12 protein-coding genes are annotated in these 15,001 nt (G+C 70.7%); 8 read left to right on the plus strand and 4 right to left on the minus strand.

Annotation, left to right across the window (positions count from 1 at the left end; all coding sequences use genetic code 11):
- The first annotated feature begins 136 nt into the window (after positions 1-136).
- Positions 137-1,741: a citramalate synthase gene (cimA, locus tag ACIQTP_RS21060; RefSeq protein ID WP_382237346.1), complete on the plus strand. Its 1,605-nt coding sequence runs from the start codon at positions 137-139 to the stop codon at positions 1,739-1,741.
- Between the two features lie 466 nt (positions 1,742-2,207).
- Here cimA and ACIQTP_RS21065 read toward each other — a convergent pair whose 3' ends face one another.
- Entirely contained in the window at positions 2,208-4,076 is a 1,869-nt protein-coding gene (locus ACIQTP_RS21065) for a lectin (protein ID WP_403401738.1), read from the minus strand.
- Between the two features lie 314 nt (positions 4,077-4,390).
- Here ACIQTP_RS21065 and ACIQTP_RS21070 point away from each other — a divergent pair, with 314 nt between their 5' ends.
- Positions 4,391-7,408 (plus strand): glycoside hydrolase family 3 protein, encoded by a 3,018-nt coding sequence (locus tag ACIQTP_RS21070; RefSeq protein WP_403401739.1) that lies wholly within the window; start codon positions 4,391-4,393, stop codon positions 7,406-7,408.
- Positions 7,409-7,966: 558 nt separating this feature from the next.
- Positions 7,967-9,316 carry a hypothetical protein gene (locus ACIQTP_RS21075; protein ID WP_403401741.1) on the plus strand — a complete coding sequence of 450 codons (1,350 nt, stop codon included), beginning with the start codon at positions 7,967-7,969 and terminating at the stop codon, positions 9,314-9,316.
- A 71-nt stretch (positions 9,317-9,387) separates the two neighbouring features.
- Here ACIQTP_RS21075 and ACIQTP_RS21080 read toward each other — a convergent pair whose 3' ends face one another.
- Positions 9,388-9,888 carry a MarR family winged helix-turn-helix transcriptional regulator gene (locus ACIQTP_RS21080; protein ID WP_403401743.1) on the minus strand — a complete coding sequence of 167 codons (501 nt, stop codon included), beginning with the start codon at positions 9,886-9,888 and terminating at the stop codon, positions 9,388-9,390.
- A 60-nt stretch (positions 9,889-9,948) separates the two neighbouring features.
- Between ACIQTP_RS21080 and ACIQTP_RS21085 the strand changes: the two genes are divergently transcribed.
- Positions 9,949-10,995, plus strand: coding sequence for an FUSC family protein (locus ACIQTP_RS21085; RefSeq protein WP_403401745.1), 1,047 nt, complete (start codon positions 9,949-9,951; stop codon positions 10,993-10,995).
- Here the strand turns inward: ACIQTP_RS21085 and ACIQTP_RS21090 are convergent, their stop codons facing one another.
- The gene (locus ACIQTP_RS21090; protein WP_403401747.1) at positions 10,996-11,799 is read right to left on the minus strand and encodes a response regulator; all 804 of its coding nucleotides are present in this window, start codon (positions 11,797-11,799) and stop codon (positions 10,996-10,998) included.
- Positions 11,800-11,827: 28 nt separating this feature from the next.
- Between ACIQTP_RS21090 and ACIQTP_RS21095 the strand changes: the two genes are divergently transcribed.
- From ACIQTP_RS21095 to ACIQTP_RS21110, 4 genes are read left to right on the plus strand one after another with little or no spacing between them, the layout of a single operon-like run.
- Positions 11,828-12,535: a hypothetical protein gene (locus tag ACIQTP_RS21095; protein ID WP_403401749.1), complete on the plus strand. Its 708-nt coding sequence runs from the start codon at positions 11,828-11,830 to the stop codon at positions 12,533-12,535.
- Positions 12,536-12,583: 48 nt separating this feature from the next.
- The gene (locus ACIQTP_RS21100) at positions 12,584-12,769 is read left to right on the plus strand and encodes a hypothetical protein (RefSeq protein ID WP_403401751.1); all 186 of its coding nucleotides are present in this window, start codon (positions 12,584-12,586) and stop codon (positions 12,767-12,769) included.
- A complete protein-coding gene (locus ACIQTP_RS21105) occupies positions 12,766-13,653 on the plus strand; it encodes an ABC transporter permease (RefSeq protein WP_403401753.1) in 888 nt (295 codons plus the stop codon). The genes ACIQTP_RS21100 and ACIQTP_RS21105 overlap by 4 nt, the downstream gene beginning before the upstream one ends.
- A gap of 50 nt (positions 13,654-13,703) precedes the next feature.
- Positions 13,704-14,066, plus strand: a complete 363-nt coding sequence (locus ACIQTP_RS21110) for a DUF4180 domain-containing protein (RefSeq protein ID WP_403401755.1) — start codon at positions 13,704-13,706, stop codon at positions 14,064-14,066.
- Positions 14,067-14,175: 109 nt separating this feature from the next.
- Here the strand turns inward: ACIQTP_RS21110 and ACIQTP_RS21115 are convergent, their stop codons facing one another.
- Positions 14,176-14,835, minus strand: coding sequence for a class I SAM-dependent methyltransferase (locus tag ACIQTP_RS21115; RefSeq protein WP_403401757.1), 660 nt, complete (start codon positions 14,833-14,835; stop codon positions 14,176-14,178).
- Positions 14,836-15,001: the final 166 nt, after the last annotated feature.

Here is a 15,001-nt window from a genome sequence, read left to right on the forward strand (position 1 = left end):
ACCTCTCGCACCCGCGAGAGGTTTTTCGTTTTCCTGGCCCACCTCAAGCCGGGAAGGGAGCGCGAGGGATCATTGGAGGACGGTGGAGCCGGTCATTCCGGTACAGACCGAGATCCGACATCAGGAGCCGAACACCATGACCGAAACCAGCGAGCTCGACGATTCGTTCCACGTCTTCGACACGACCCTGCGCGACGGCGCGCAGCGTGAGGGCATCAACCTCACCGTGGCGGACAAGCTGGCCATCGCACGGCACCTGGACGACTTCGGGGTGGGCTTCATCGAGGGCGGCTGGCCCGGCGCCAACCCGCGCGACACCGAGTTCTTCGCCCGCGCCCAGCAGGAGATCGACTTCAAGCACGCCCAGCTGGTCGCGTTCGGCGCCACCCGCCGCGCGGGCGGCAAGGCGAGCGAGGACCCGCAGGTCAAGGCCCTTCTCGACTCCGGTGCCCAGGTGATCACCCTGGTCGCCAAGTCCCACGACCGCCATGTCGAACTCGCACTGCGCACCACCCTCGACGAAAACCTGGAGATGGTGCGCGACACGGTTTCCCACCTGTGCTCGCAAGGCCGCCGGGTCTTCGTCGACTGCGAGCACTTCTTCGACGGCTACCGAGCGAACCCCGAGTACGCGAAGGCGGTCGTCCGCGCGGCCTGGGAGGCGGGCGCCGACGTCGTCATCCTCTGCGACACCAACGGCGGCATGCTCCCCGCCCAGGTCCAGGCGGTCGTCGCCACGGTCCTCGCCGACACCGGCGCCCGGCTCGGCATGCACGCCCAGGACGACACGGGTTGCGCGGTCGCCAACACCCTGGCCGCCGTCGACGCGGGCGCGACCCATGTCCAGTGCACCGCGAACGGCTACGGCGAACGGGTCGGCAACTCGAACCTCTTCCCGGTCGTGGCCGCCCTGGAACTGAAGTACGGCAAGAAGGTCCTCCCTGACGGCGCCCTGCGCGAGATGACCCGCATCTCGCACGCGATCGCCGAGGTCGTCAACCTCACCCCCTCCACGCATCAGCCGTACGTCGGCGTCTCGGCCTTCGCCCACAAGGCGGGCCTGCACGCTTCCGCGATCAAGGTCGACCCGGACCTCTACCAGCACATCGACCCCGAGCAGGTCGGCAACACCATGCGGATGCTGGTCTCCGACATGGCGGGCCGCGCGTCCATCGAGCTCAAGGGCAAGGAACTCGGCATCGACCTCGGCGGCGACCGCGAGCTGGTGGGCCGCGTCGTGGAACGCGTCAAGGAGCGCGAGCTCAAGGGCTACACGTACGAGGCGGCGGACGCCTCCTTCGAACTCCTGCTCCGCGAGGAGGCGGAGGGGCGGGCCCGTACGTACTTCCAGGTCGAGTCCTGGCGCGCGATCGTCGAGGACCGCCCCGACGGCACCCACGCCAACGAAGCCACCGTCAAACTCTTCGCCAAGGGCGAGCGCATCGTCGCCACGGCGGAGGGCAACGGTCCGGTGAACGCGCTCGACCGTGCCCTGCGGGTCGCCCTCGAAAAGATCTACCCCCAGCTCGCCAAGCTGGAACTCGTGGACTACAAGGTCCGCATCCTCGAAGGCAAGCACGGCACCCAGTCCACCACCCGCGTCCTCATCTCCACGTCCGACGGTGCGGGGGAGTGGTCCACGGTGGGCGTCGCGGAGAACGTGATCGCGGCGTCCTGGCAGGCGCTGGAGGATGCGTACACGTACGGCTTGCTGCGCGCGGGCGTAGAGCCGGCGCAGTAGCCGACCCCGCCCGGGGGACCAGCCCGGGGGCTCCGCCCCCAGGCCCCCCCCGGGCGAGGGCTGCGCCCCGCATCCCCCAGCCCGTCCGGCGTTTGAGGACGAGGCCGTTCAGGCCGATGCGGGTTCACGGGCGCAGCCCCGGCGGGGTCCAGGGGCGGATCCCCGCGGGGGGTTCGGGGGCGGATCCCCGCGGGGGTTTCGGGGGCGGATCCCCGCGGGGGGTTCAGGGGGCGGCAGCCCCCGGTGGGGTGCAGGGGCGGAGCCCCGCGGGGGTTCGGGGGCGTAGCCCCTGGTGGGGTGCAGGGGTGGATCCCCGCGGGGGTTCGGGGGCGTAGCCCCTGGTGGGGTGCAGGGGTGGATCCCCGCGGGGGTTCGGGGGCGTAGCCCCTGGTGGGGTTGAAGGGGCGGAGCCCCTGGGGATGGGACGGGTAGGGGCGGCGGGGGCGAGAAAAGAGGGCAAGCCCCGTCAGCGCAGCGCCCACTTCTGATTGGCAGCCCCCGTGCAGGACCAGATCTGCGCCCGAGCCCCATTCACCGCCGAGTTGTCCGTCACGTCCAGACACTTCCCCGCCGCCGAATTGACCACGTCACCCGTCGACCCGTTGTACGACCACCGCTGCGCCCCACTCCCATTGCAGTCGTAGAGCTGAACCTTGGCCCCATCAGCCGTGGACGCCGACGTGACATCGAGGCACTTGCCCAGCGCCTGGACGGACCCGTCCCCCGCCACCGTCCACCGCTGGGCGTTCGAGCCATTGCAGTCGTACAGCTGAACCGCCGTACCGTTCGCCGACGACCCCCCGGCCACATCAAGGCACTTGCCGGCGAGCCCCACGAACGTCCCCGTCTGTCCACCCCCACCGGCCTGCTCCCCAGCCCAGGTGAACGTCGCGGACGTCTTCCCCGGCAGCGAGTACGTCGCGTGCTGCGAGCCCCAGTTGATGGTCACGGTCTTCGCGGACGAGGAGTCGTTGTAGGCGATCAGCGCCTTGGAACCGTCAGGATTGCGCCACGCCACGTTCGGCACGGACGTACTCGCCGTAGAGGCCACCCGCTGCGCCCCCGGCCGCACGAACTTCGTCAGCTGCCCCATCGTGTAGTACTCGATCGTGTAGTCGACCTGCCCACTCGCCCCGTCCCCGTTGTGGACGGTGATCAGCCCGGAACACGTCCCGCACCCCCCGTTGTGCGGCCCCCGGTTCTGATCGACGGCCAGCGACCACTTCGTCACCGACTTCGCCCAGTTCCGCGTGTAGTCGACGATGTTCAGCATGTCCTCGCGCTGCTGGTTGGCGATCCAGGTGCCACCGGAGTGCTCGGTCCCGAAGGCGTCGACCCCCGGGTACTGGTTGTGCACGCTCGTCTGCTTGCCCACGTCCCCGCCGTACCCGTGCCAGGCGATCCCCCCGAAGTTCGGATGCGCGCGCACGGCCGCGTCGTCGACGGTCTGGGCGGCGTACGAGTCGTACACGTCCCAGTTCCAGTCGTGCGCCAGCACCTTCGTGGACAGCCCCGCGGCCTGCAGCTTCGGCAGCAGCTCACTCTTCGTGAAGTACGCGAGCCCCGACGCGTTCCAGCTCATCGACGGGTACCCCGAGCAGCACGTCGGCTCGTTCTGCGCGGTGACGTAGGAGACCGGCACCCCCTGGTCCCGGTACGCCTGGAGGTACTTGACGAAGTACGAGGCGTACGCCCCGTAGTCCTCCGACTTCAGCCAGCCCCCGTTGAGCTGCCCGCTGTCCTTCATCCAGGCGGGCGCCGTCCACGGCGAGGCCATCACGGTGAGCGAGGGGTTCAGCTGGAGCGCCTGCTTGGTCAGCGGCACCACGTCGGCCAGATCGTGCGCGATCGAGAACGACGAGAGGGACGGGTCGCTCTGCCCGGCCGGCACGTCGTCGTACGTGTACCCGTACCGGGCGAGATCGGACGCGCCCATCGGATTTCGCAGGAACGAGAGCCCGATGCCCTCCGTCGGCGAGAACAGCTTGCGCATCGTCGCGTCCCGCGTGGCCCCCGACAGCGCCCCGCTGCTGTTCATCAGCCAGGCCGCGGTGTCGGTGAAGGACGCGCCGCCGCCCGTGAAGGTCTGATAGCGGGTGTTCTCGTCGACGGTGATGTTCTCGCCGCTGCCACCAGTACCGGCCTGGAAGGCGAACGGCGTCTGGGCCTGCAGCCCGCGGACGACATGGCGTCCGCCGTCGTCGTCCGTCGTGGTCAGCCAGGCCGTGACGGGTTCGCCCGCGGCGTGCGCGGGCGCCGCCGTGACGGCGGTCAGTCCGGCGGTGGTGAGCAGTCCGGCAAGAAGCAAACGGACCGCCCGAGTGGATCTCCTCATGACGCGTCGCCCTTCTGGGTGTGGGGGAGGGGGCGTGCGAGCCGTGAGTAAATGACGGCTTCGGGTCCACGTCAAGGGGTCTCGCGTTCAGGGCGTGAAAGAACAACTGCCCTGATCCGGCCGCGCATTGCCCGTGTACCGGTTCTGACGTGAAGTCTTGACGGCCTCCCGGGACGCCAGTTAACTCACGCCGTGATCTAAGTCGTAAGAGAGCAACCAGAAGAGACGCCGTCACGCATTCAGTCAGGCATTCAGTCAGGGATCACCAGGGATCACCAGGTATTACAGGACTACGTAGAGTCGAGGGAAGGTCCATGCGAAGAACCGCCCTGCTCGCCTCCGCCGCTTTGCTCACGGGGCTGCTGCCGCTCCTGTCGGCCGGAGCGGCCACGGCCGACGAACCGGCCCCCGTCCCCGTCGACCGCTTCGAGGGCGAGGTCCCCTTCGCCAATCCCCCCGCCGGGGGCCTGTTCACCTGGGGCGGCGACGCCGACGACCCGCCCGCGCTCGCTCTGACCACCCGCACCGACGCCCCCGAGGGCACCAAGGTCCTCACCGGCACCTACGACATCAGCGGCTACGGCGGCTTCACCCACGACTTCGCCTTCGACCAGCCGGCCCACGACTGGTCGGCCCACAAGGGCGTCCGCTTCTGGTGGGACGGCCAGAACAACGCCAAGAAGATCGCCTTCGAGATCAAGGACGGCGGCGCCAACGGCGAGGCCTCTGAGCTGTGGACGACGTCCTTCACCGACGACTTCACCGGCTGGAAACAGATCGAGATCCCCTTCACCGACTTCACCTACCGCACGGACTACCAGCCCGTCGGCGGCATCGACCAGGTCCTCGGCCTCACCCAGATGTGGGGGTACGCCCTCACGCTCCCGGTCGGCGTCAAGGGCCGGTTCGCCATGGACGACGTCGAGTTGTACGGCAAGGCCGACCAGTCCCTGCGCGCCTCCGTGAGCGCCGACTCGGCCGTTTACCCGGTGAAGGAGGGCGGGACGGCGTCGGTGAAGCTCTCCGTCGCCACCACCGGGTCCGCCCCGATCGACGAACCCGTGACGGTCGCGTACGAGAGCGCGGGCGGCACCGCCGAGTCCGGCAAGGACTACACACCGGTCAAGGGCGAGATCACCTTCCCGGCGGGCACGGCCTCCGGCGCCACCCGCACCATCCAGGTTCCGACGCTGCGCGACAAGTCAGCCGAACCCGCCGAGACGATTCCCCTGAAGCTCACGGTCACCGGCGCGAAGGCCCCCGCCGAGACCCCGCAGGTGGTCATCGACGCCCACGGCCTGCCGTACCTGGACCCGAAACTGCCCGTGAAGAAGCGCGTCGCCGACCTCGTGTCCCGCATGTCCCTGGAGGAGAAGGCCGGGCAGATGACCCAGGCCGAGCGCGGCGCGATCGGCGCGGGCGGCGACATCGCCTCGTACGACCTGGGGTCGCTGCTCTCCGGCGGCGGCTCCACGCCGACGCCCAACACCCCCGCGGCCTGGGCGAAGATGATCGACGGCTACCAACTCCGGGCGCAGGCCACGCGGTTCCAGATCCCGCTGATCTACGGCGTGGACGCGGTGCACGGCCACAACAACCTCACCGGCGCGACGATCATGCCGCACAACATCGGCATCGGCGCGACCCGTGACCCGGGCCTGGCGGAGAAGGCGGGCGCGGTGACGGCCGCCGAGGTCCGCGCCACCGGCATCCCGTGGGACTTCGCCCCCTGCCTGTGCGTGACCCGCGACGAACGCTGGGGCCGCTCGTACGAGTCCTTCGGTGAGGACCCGGCCCTCGTGAAGTCCATGGAGACGGTCATCCAGGGCCTCCAGGGCGCCCGCGACGGCAAGGACCTGAAGGACGACGACAAGGTGCTGGCGACCGCGAAGCACTTCGTGGGCGACGGCGGCACGGAGTACGGCTCCTCCACGACCGGCTCCTACACCATCGACCAAGGCGTCACGAAGGTCACCCGGCAGCAGCTGGAGGCCGTGCACCTGGCCCCGTACCAGACGGCGGTCGACCGCGGCATCGGCTCGGTCATGCCCTCGTACTCCTCGCTCGACATCCTGGGCGACGGCCAGGGCCCGGTGAAGATGCACGCCCGCGCGGACATGATCAACGGCGTGCTCAAGGGCCGGATGGGCTTCGACGGCTTCGTGATCAGTGACTGGAACGCCATCGACCAGCTCCCCGGCGACTACGCCTCCCACGTCCGCACCTCGGTCAACGCGGGCGTCGACATGATGATGGTGCCGTACTCGTACAAGGACTTCCGTACGACGCTCATCGACGAGGCCACCGCGGGCCGTGTCAGCGCGAAGCGGATCGACGACGCCGTGTCGCGCATCCTGACGCAGAAGTTCAAGCTCGGCCTCTTCGAGAAGCCGTACGCCGACACGAGCGGCGCGTCGCGGATCGGTTCGACCGCGCACCGGGCGGTGGCCCGCGAGGCGGCGGCCAAGTCCCAGGTCCTCCTGAAGAACACGGCCGGCGTACTGCCCCTGAAGAAGTCCCAGAAGGTGTACGTGGCCGGTTCGAACGCTGACGACCTGGGCAACCAGACCGGCGGCTGGACGATCACCTGGCAGGGCGCGTCCGGGAAGCACACGGACGGTACGACGATCCTGCAGGGCATGCGCGATGCCGGCGGTGACGTCACCTACTCGAAGGACGCCTCGGCGCCGACGTCCGGCTACGACGTGGGTGTGGTCGTCGTGGGCGAGACTCCCTACGCGGAGGGCGTCGGCGATGTGGGCAACGGCAACGACCTCACTCTCACCCCCGCCGACCAGGCCGCCGTGGACAAGGTGTGCGCCGCCATGAAGTGTGCGGTCCTGATCGTCTCGGGCCGCCCGCAGCTCATCGGCGACCGCCTGGGTGAGATCGACGCCCTGGTGGCCTCGTGGCTGCCCGGCACGGAGGGCGACGGCGTGGCGGACGTGCTGTACGGCAAGCGCGCCTTCACCGGCCAGCTCCCCGTCACCTGGCCCAAGTCGGAGGCCCAACTCCCGATCAACGTCGGCGACGCGTCCTACGATCCCCAGTTCCCCTACGGCTGGGGCCTGACAACACTCACGAAGGTTCCCGAGGGCGGCGCGGCCACGCTCGAGGCCCTCACCCTCGTCGCCCGGACGGCTGACCGAATCGGCTCGGCGCGACTGGGCCGCGCCGCGGTCACCAAGGGCCGCCTCCTGGTCCAGCAGAGCACCGGCTCGACCATCACCCCCGCACTCGCCAAACCCTTCGCAGATGCCGACCACCTACTCCTGACCGCCCACTACACCCAGGCACTGACGAAACTCCTGGAGGCATACCGAGCCAGGTGACGCCGAGAGGCTGATATGCGGCGGGGGCGGGCCAAGTTCTCCCGCCCCCGCCGCCCCATCCCCGGGCTCCGCCCCGGACTCCGGCAGCCATCCGGCCGCGAACGGCGTAGGACAGCTCACCCAGTTCCCGCGCCCCTCGGGCGGGGCTTGGCCCCATTCCCCGCCCGTCCCGAGTCGCTCGGCTGTGGGTGGGTGGGGGCTGGTCGCGCAGTTCCTCGCGCCCCTTGGGTGGGGCTTGGCCCCATTCCCCGCCCGTCCCGAGTCGCTCGGCTGCGGGCGGCCGGGGGCTGGTCGCGCAGTTTCCCGTGCCGCTGAAGGGGCGCTGTGCGCATCGCCAGCCCGTCCGGCGTTTGAGGACGAGCCCTTCGGGCGACGGGGAGCCGCAGGGGGCTGTGGGGGTTTGGGGGTCCGGGGGCGTAGCCCCTGGCGGGGTTGAAGGGGCGGAGCCCCTGGGGATGGGAATGGGTAGGGGCGGCGGGGGCGAGAAACCCCTCGGGCCACCCCACCCCCATCACCCCCAATGCCCAGTTTTGCGCACGTTCAGGTAGCTTCGGAGATATGAAGGCCGCACTGATCCGAGGACTCCCCGGACTGCTGATCGCGCTGACACTCGCCGCCCTCACGGCACTCACACTCACCCTCACCACACCCCCCGCCCACGCGGCCACAGACGTGGGATCAGTGGCGGCAGCCCTCCGCAAGAGCCCCGTCTACGTGGACCCAGCAGCCTCCGCACTGCTCTCCAAGGCAGACGCCGACACCCTGGCCAAGAAGATCAAGAACGCGAACAAGCCCGTCTTCGTGGCCGTCCTCCCCGCGGACTTCCCCACCCAGAACCTCTTCCAGAACCTCCGCACCGACACCGGCATCACAGGCCTGTACGCCATCAGACTGGGCACCCGCTTCGACGCCCGCGCCGACACCGCGGTCATGCCCCGCACCGCCGTCCAGAACCTCGTCACCAGCGTCCAGGGCGAACCGGCGAAGACCCAGCTGAACAACTTCACGGACCGCGCCCTGGCCAACATCAACGGCTCGGCCCCCAAGAGCTGGGGCTCGACCGACGGACACGGCGTCTCCACCAGCGCCCTCATCGCGGTGGCCGCGGTAGTCGTGGCCGGCGGCGCGGGCGCCTACACCCTCGTACGCCGCAACCGCCGCCGCAAAGAGCAGGAACAGCGGGAAGCACTGGACAAACTCCGCGTGGTCGTCGACGAGGACATCACCGCGTTCGGCGAGGAACTCGACCGGCTCGACTTCCACCCCGCCGAGGCCGGCGCCGACGACGCGATGCGCGCCGACTACGAACGCGCGCTCGACGCCTACGAACAGGCGAAGTCGTCCATGGCAGCGGCCCGCCGCCCGGAGGACGTACGCGCCGTCACCCAGTCCCTGGAGGACGGCCGCTTCTCCCTCGCGCTGCTGTCCTCCCGTCGCGAGGGCAAGCCCCTGCCAGAACGCCGCGCCCCTTGCTTCTTCGACCCGCGACACGGCCCGTCGGTCGCCGACGCGACCTGGACCCCGGCAGGCGGCGCTCCCCGCGAGGTCCCGGTCTGCGCGGCGGACCAGGCCCGTCTGGCGGACGGCCGCGCCCCGGCGGTCCGGGAGGTCGACACCGACTACGGCCGCCGCCCGTACTGGGATGCCGGCCCGGCCTACGGCCCCTGGGCGGGCGGCTACTTCGGCGGCGGCCTCCTCCCCGGCCTCCTCGTCGGCACCCTGCTCGGCAGCGTGATGGCCACCCCCTCCTACGCTTCCGACTACGGCTCCGGTTACGGAGACTTCGGCGGCTACGGCGGCGGCGACGTATCCGGCTCCGACTTCGACCCCGGCGACTTCAGCGGCGGCTTCGGGGACGGCGGTGGCGGCGACTTCGGCGGCGGAGGAGACTTCGGCAGCGGCTTCTGAAACGAAGCCTCCTGAGACCGAGCCTCTTCAGACCGAGCCTCCTGAGACGGGGTCCGCCGGGACGAAGGCCTCTAAGGCGAAGGCTCCTGAAGCTCGGCCGTTCCGGACGAAGGCTCCTGAAGCGCAGCGGTCCCGGCCGAAGGCTCCTGAGGCTCGGTATCCGCAAGGCGGTCCATCAGTGTTCCCGCCAGCCGCAACACCTCGCGCTCGGTCTCGTTCAACGTGCCGAGCGCCGCCGCCAGCCAGGCATCCCGCTCGGCCATGTCCCGCTCCAGCGCCCGCAGCCCCTCCCTGGTGAGTGTCAGCACGGACTGGCGCCGGTCCGCGCTGTCGGCCGTCCGCGCGATCAGCCCGTCCGCCTCCAGCTCGGCGAAGACCCGGGTCAACGACTGGGGCCGCTGCCGCTCGGCCGCCGCGACCTCGCCGGGTGTCGCCGCCCCACGCCGACGCAAGTGCCCCAGCACCCCCAGCTGATTCGGACTGAGGCTGCCCTCGCCCCGCTCCTGCCGCAGCCGCCGATTGAGCCGGACGACACCACGTCGGATCTGGGCGGCGTAGGAAAGGTGATCCACCTTCATATCGTAAGTGAAACCTTACTTCTCCACAGCCCCAATCCCCCTAGCATCGGCACCATGCCGGTCAAACACATACGCAACGCTTACGAAGCGGCGCTGACCATGACGGCTGTGCTGCTCTCCTACTTCCTCGCCCTGTGGTTGGAGAACGCCGCCGCACTGCACACGGACGTCCTCGTCCTCGCGGTCGCGCTGACCCTCACCCTGGCCCGCGCCCAGCGGACCGCCGACGCCCGCCGTCGCCTCATGGCCTGTGTCCTGCTGCCCGCCCTGGCCGGTGCGGCGACCCTGCTCGGCCACCTGATCGCCGACCACTACGCACTCGGCGCCGCGGTGTTCACCCTCGCCATCTCCTTGCCCATCTGGATCCGCCGCTTCGGCCCGGCCGCGACGAAGGCGGGCACGCTGATGACGTTGCCGCTGGTCGCCCTGCTCGTCGTCCCCGGCCCCGCGCTGCCGTCCAGGGCCCAGAGCGCGCTGGTGAGCTGGGGCTGGTCGGCGGTGATCGGGCTGCTGGCATGCGGCTGCGTCTGGCTGGTCCAGATGTCCGCCGACCGCCTCGGCCCCTGGCAGCCCGACCCGGAGCCGCACCGCCCCCGACGAGCTTCCCGACTGCGCCCCGTCCCCAGCACCCGCATGGCGTGGCAGATGGCCGCCGCCGTCGCCGCGGCCTTCACCCTCGGACGACTCCTCTTCGACCACCACTGGCCGTGGATGGTGCTGACCGTGTACGTGGTCGCGAGTGGCAACCGTGGCCGCGACGACGTCATACGCAAGGGAGTGCAGCGCCTGGTCGGCGCCTGCGCCGGCACACTGCTCGCCACCGCGGTGGCCACCCCCGGCATCACGGGCCGGACCTCCGTCGTCCTGATCTTCGCCGTACTGGCCGTCGCCCTGTGCCTGCGTCCGCTGAACTACGCCTACTGGGCTGCCGGCATGACCAGCGCCCTCTCCCTCCTCCTCGGCTACTTCGGCCAGGACGCGCAGGTCCTGCTGCCCACCCGTCTCGGGGCGATCGCGGTCGGCGCGGTCCTGGCGATCGTGTCGGCCTGCTGCGTTCTGCCGATCCCACGCCGCCGCACACCGGCCCCCAGCCCCGCCTGACTAACCCCGCGACCCCGGTCCACGCAGCCCCTCCCCACTCGGTCTCATCCCGCGCACGCCCTCCCTCCGCGGATCCTGCCGTCCGAACCCCTCCGGAGCCGCCGCACGCGGCACGACCAGCCCCGTTTCGTACGCCGTCACGACCGCCTGCGTACGGTCGCGCAGCCCCAGCTTGGACAGCACCCGGCTGACATGGGTCTTCACGGTCTCCTCGCCCACCTGAAGCCGCGCGGCGATCTCCGGGTTGGACAGCCCTTCCGCCAGCAGCCGCAACACCTCCGTTTCGCGCGGGGTGAGCACGCCGAGCGCCGTCCCCGTCGGCGCCCTGGGTTTGAGCCGGGCGAACTCCGCGATCAGCCGCCGGGTGATGACGGGCGCGAGCAGCGCCTCCCCGGCGGCCACCACCCGTACCGCCTCGAACAGCCGCTCCGCCGTCACGTCCTTCAGCAGGAACCCGCTCGCCCCGGCCGCGAGCGCGTCATACACATGCTCGTCCAGATCGAAGGTGGTGAGGATGAGCACGCGCGGCGCATCCCCGGCCTCGTGCCCCATCAGCTCGGCGGTGGCCTGGATCCCGTCCATCACCGGCATCCGTACGTCCATGAGGACCACGTCGGGACGCCGCTCCCGGCAGACGCGCACCGCCTCGGCGCCGTCGCACGCCGTGCCGACGACGGTGAAGTCCGCCTGGGTGGCGAGCAGTCCGGCATACCCGGCGCGCACCACCTCGTGGTCGTCGGCCACCACGATCCGCACGGCCGGGGCCCCTCCCTCGGCTTCCAAGGCCTCTACGGCGGTCGTCATACGAGAGCCTCCGCCCGCACCGGCAGCCGTGCCTCGACCAGAAAGCCACCGCCGCGCGCCGTTCGGCAGCACGTCGGAGACGGCCGGCGGCGCGACCGCCGGGGCGACCTTCGACCACCTGGCCCTGAGCGGCGCCACCGCGACCGGCTCGGCCACCTGGACGAGCACGGACGTGGGCGCCCCCGATCCGAACGACCCGGACACCCCGCAATCCGGCCCCGCCCGCGCCGAGCCGGGCACCACCACCGTCTCCGCGGCCGGTGTCTACGCTCTGACCGGCCAGGGCGACATCGCCCCCGACGAGACCGGCGCCGACAGCGTCCAGATGAGCTTCCAGGGCGTCTTCGTGGCCATCCTCTTCATGGTCGCCCTGGGAGCCCTGTTCATCACGACCGAGTACAAGCGCGGCCTGATCCGTACGACGTTCACGGCGACTCCGCGCCGGGTGCGGGTCCTCACCGCGAAGGCCCTGGTGATCGGGGGCATCACCTTCGCCGTCAGCCTGCCTGCCACGGCGATCGCCTTCTCCCTGGCCCAACGCACGATGCGTTCCCACGGCTTCGCGCCACCCGCCTACCCCGACCTGTCACTCCTCGACCCACCCGCCCTGCGGGCGGTGGTGGGCAGCGCGGCACTGCTGTCCCTGGTGGCGGTCCTCGCCCTCGCCCTGGGAGCGATACTCCGCAACAGCGCGGGCGCGATCACGGCCGTCGTGGTCCTAGTGGTCCTCCCGTAGATCCTTGCCTTCGCCCTCCCGCTCCCGATCGCGACCTCGCTGCTGCGCGTGACTCCGGCGGCGGCCTTCGCGGTCCAGCAGGGCGTGACGTACTACCCGCAGGTGCAGCACAACTGCCTCCCGGAGAGCGGCTGTTACCCCATGGCCCCGTGGAACGGCTTCGCCGTCCTGTGTGCGTACGTGGCCGTGGCGCTCGCCCTCGCGGCCTGGCGCCTGCGCAGGAGGGACGTATGAGGCGCGCGCGGCCGGTACTCCGCGCCCACCCCGCAGGGCCCTCACACGGTGCCCATCCCGCACTCCGCACACAGGCCGCACTCCGCACACAGCCCGCACTCCGCGCGCTTCACGCCGAGTGGACCAAACTCCGCACGCTGCCGAGCAGTTGGCTGCTGCTGGCCGCGACGGTGGCCCTGACCTTCGCCGTGGGCACGGCCGCGGTGTCCTCGGTCAGCACCCGGGAGTGCGCGAGCGCCGCGGCCTGCCACGAGGACACGGTGAAGCTCGCCCTGACGGGTCTGTGGCTCGGCCAGGCGACCGTCCTCGTCCTGGGCGCCCTGTCGATGGGGGCGGAGTACGGCACGGGCACGGTACGGACGACGCTGACGGCGATCCCGCGCCGGGCGACGGTCCTGGTGTCGAAGGCGGCGGTGATGGCCGCGGCGACGGGCATCGCGGCCGGCACCGCGATCCTCGCGTCCCTCGCCACGGCCCGCTGGATCCTCCCGGCCAACGGCTTCACCCCCGAGGCGGGCTACCCGCTCCTCTCCCTCACCGACACCCCCACCCTCCGCGCCGCCCTCGGCTCCACCCTTTTCCTGATCCTCATAGCCTTCCTGGGCCTGGGGCTGGCGGTGCTGCTCCGCGACAGCGCGGCGGCGATCACCACGGGCCTGGGAATCCTCTACGTGGCCCCGCTCATGTCCGACCTCCTCGGCTCACCCACCTGGAAGGACCGCCTCGAACGCTGGGCCCCCATACCGGCGGGCCTCGCCATCCGCGCGACCAAGGACCTCGCCCGCCTGCCGATCGGCCCCTGGCCGGGGCTGGGGGTTCTGGCGGCGTACGCGCTGGGCGTGCTGCTGGTGGGCGGCGCGATATTCGCACGCCGGGACGCGTAGCCGGGAAACGCGTAGCCCGCAGGGAGCGTTCACGCCTAGCCTCGATCTTCATGAGCACCCTGCAGACGATCCATGACGTGCCCGTGATGATGTGTGCCGCCGAGGGCGAGGTCATCGGAGGTGAGGGCGACGTCCTGGATCTCATCGGCAACGCCGGCTACCAGGGCGCGCAGTGGGTGGTCATTCCCGCCGAGCGGTTCGACGAGGCGTTCTTTCAGCTGCGTACCCGGGTGGCCGGTGGCATCGTCCAGAAGTTCGCCAACTACCGGATGGCACTCGTCGTCCTCGGAGACATCTCCCGTCACACGGAGGCCAGTTCGGCGCTGCGGGACTTCGTCCGGGAGTGCAACCGGGGGCGGCAGACCTGGTTCCTCACCGATCTCGAGGAACTGCGCGAACGGCTGAAGGGCTAACGGCTGACGGGCTAACGGCCGAAGGGCTAACGGTGGAAGGGTCAATGGCTGAAGGGCCAGTGGCTGAAGAGCTGGGCGTGTTGCCCCGTGACGTTGGCGGCATCCGGCCTCATGACCGTTCCGGCTTTCGGGCGAGGAACGTGGCGACCGTCCTCCTGGCTCCTTCGCCGGGCTCCTGCACCAGCCGCGCGGTGACGACGAGCCCGGCCTGCTCCAGCAGCTCGGCCACCTGGTCCGGCGGCAACAGGTAGGACTCGAAGGACACCGGATGGCCGCCGTACGCCTGCGTCGGACGCAGATGTTCCCCGGCTCCCACATAGCCGGCGACCATCAGACGGCCGCCGGGTGCGAGCGTGCGACGGAACTCGGCGAACACGACCGGCAACAACTCCGGTGGAGTGTGGTGGACGGAGTAGTAGGCGAGGATGCCGCCGAGCTCGTCGTCCTCGAGGGGCAGCTCGGTCATCGACCCGACGGTGAAGCGCAGACCCGGGTTGGCCCGACGGGCCAGCTCGACCATCGCGGGCGAGAGGTCGATGCCGAATGTGGACACCCCCAGCTCGGCGAGGTAGGCCGTCACCCGGCCGGGCCCGCATCCCAGGTCCGCGAGGGCGCCGGCGTCGGCCGTCCGCACCATCTCGGCGAACGCGACGAGCATGGAGCGCGACAGCGGATCCAGCTGCGCCGGGGTCTTGACCTGTTCGGCGTAGTCGGCGGCGACCCTGTCGTACGACTCCCGGACGGCGGCGAGGTAGGCGAGATCAGTCACGCGGGCGACTGTAGGGGAGGGCCCGCGACCTCCGTAACCACCAGGGAGTATGCGGGAGGTGACGTCATCCCCCCCACGCGTGGCCCGTGGTACCTCGGTACTACGGGCCGCACCTCATTGAGCTCCCGGGTACCACGGATCCCGGTCCGCGGGCCCCTAGCGTGGC

The sequence above is a fragment of the Streptomyces sp. NPDC090798 genome (assembly GCF_044768965.1).
GTDB lineage: Bacteria > Actinomycetota > Actinomycetes > Streptomycetales > Streptomycetaceae > Streptomyces.

Bases quoted from the DNA above. Each gene is read 5' to 3' on its own strand.
- cimA (WP_382237346.1), top strand. From the start codon at position 137: ATGACCGAAACCAGCGAGCTCGACGATTCGTTCCACGTCTTCGACACG.
- ACIQTP_RS21065 (WP_403401738.1), bottom strand. From the start codon at position 4,076: ATGAGGAGATCCACTCGGGCGGTCCGTTTGCTTCTTGCCGGACTGCTC.
- ACIQTP_RS21070 (WP_403401739.1), top strand. From the start codon at position 4,391: ATGCGAAGAACCGCCCTGCTCGCCTCCGCCGCTTTGCTCACGGGGCTG.
- ACIQTP_RS21075 (WP_403401741.1), top strand. From the start codon at position 7,967: ATGAAGGCCGCACTGATCCGAGGACTCCCCGGACTGCTGATCGCGCTG.
- ACIQTP_RS21085 (WP_403401745.1), top strand. From the start codon at position 9,949: ATGCCGGTCAAACACATACGCAACGCTTACGAAGCGGCGCTGACCATG.
- ACIQTP_RS21090 (WP_403401747.1), bottom strand. From the start codon at position 11,799: ATGACGACCGCCGTAGAGGCCTTGGAAGCCGAGGGAGGGGCCCCGGCC.
- ACIQTP_RS21105 (WP_403401753.1), top strand. From the start codon at position 12,766: ATGAGGCGCGCGCGGCCGGTACTCCGCGCCCACCCCGCAGGGCCCTCA.
- ACIQTP_RS21110 (WP_403401755.1), top strand. From the start codon at position 13,704: ATGAGCACCCTGCAGACGATCCATGACGTGCCCGTGATGATGTGTGCC.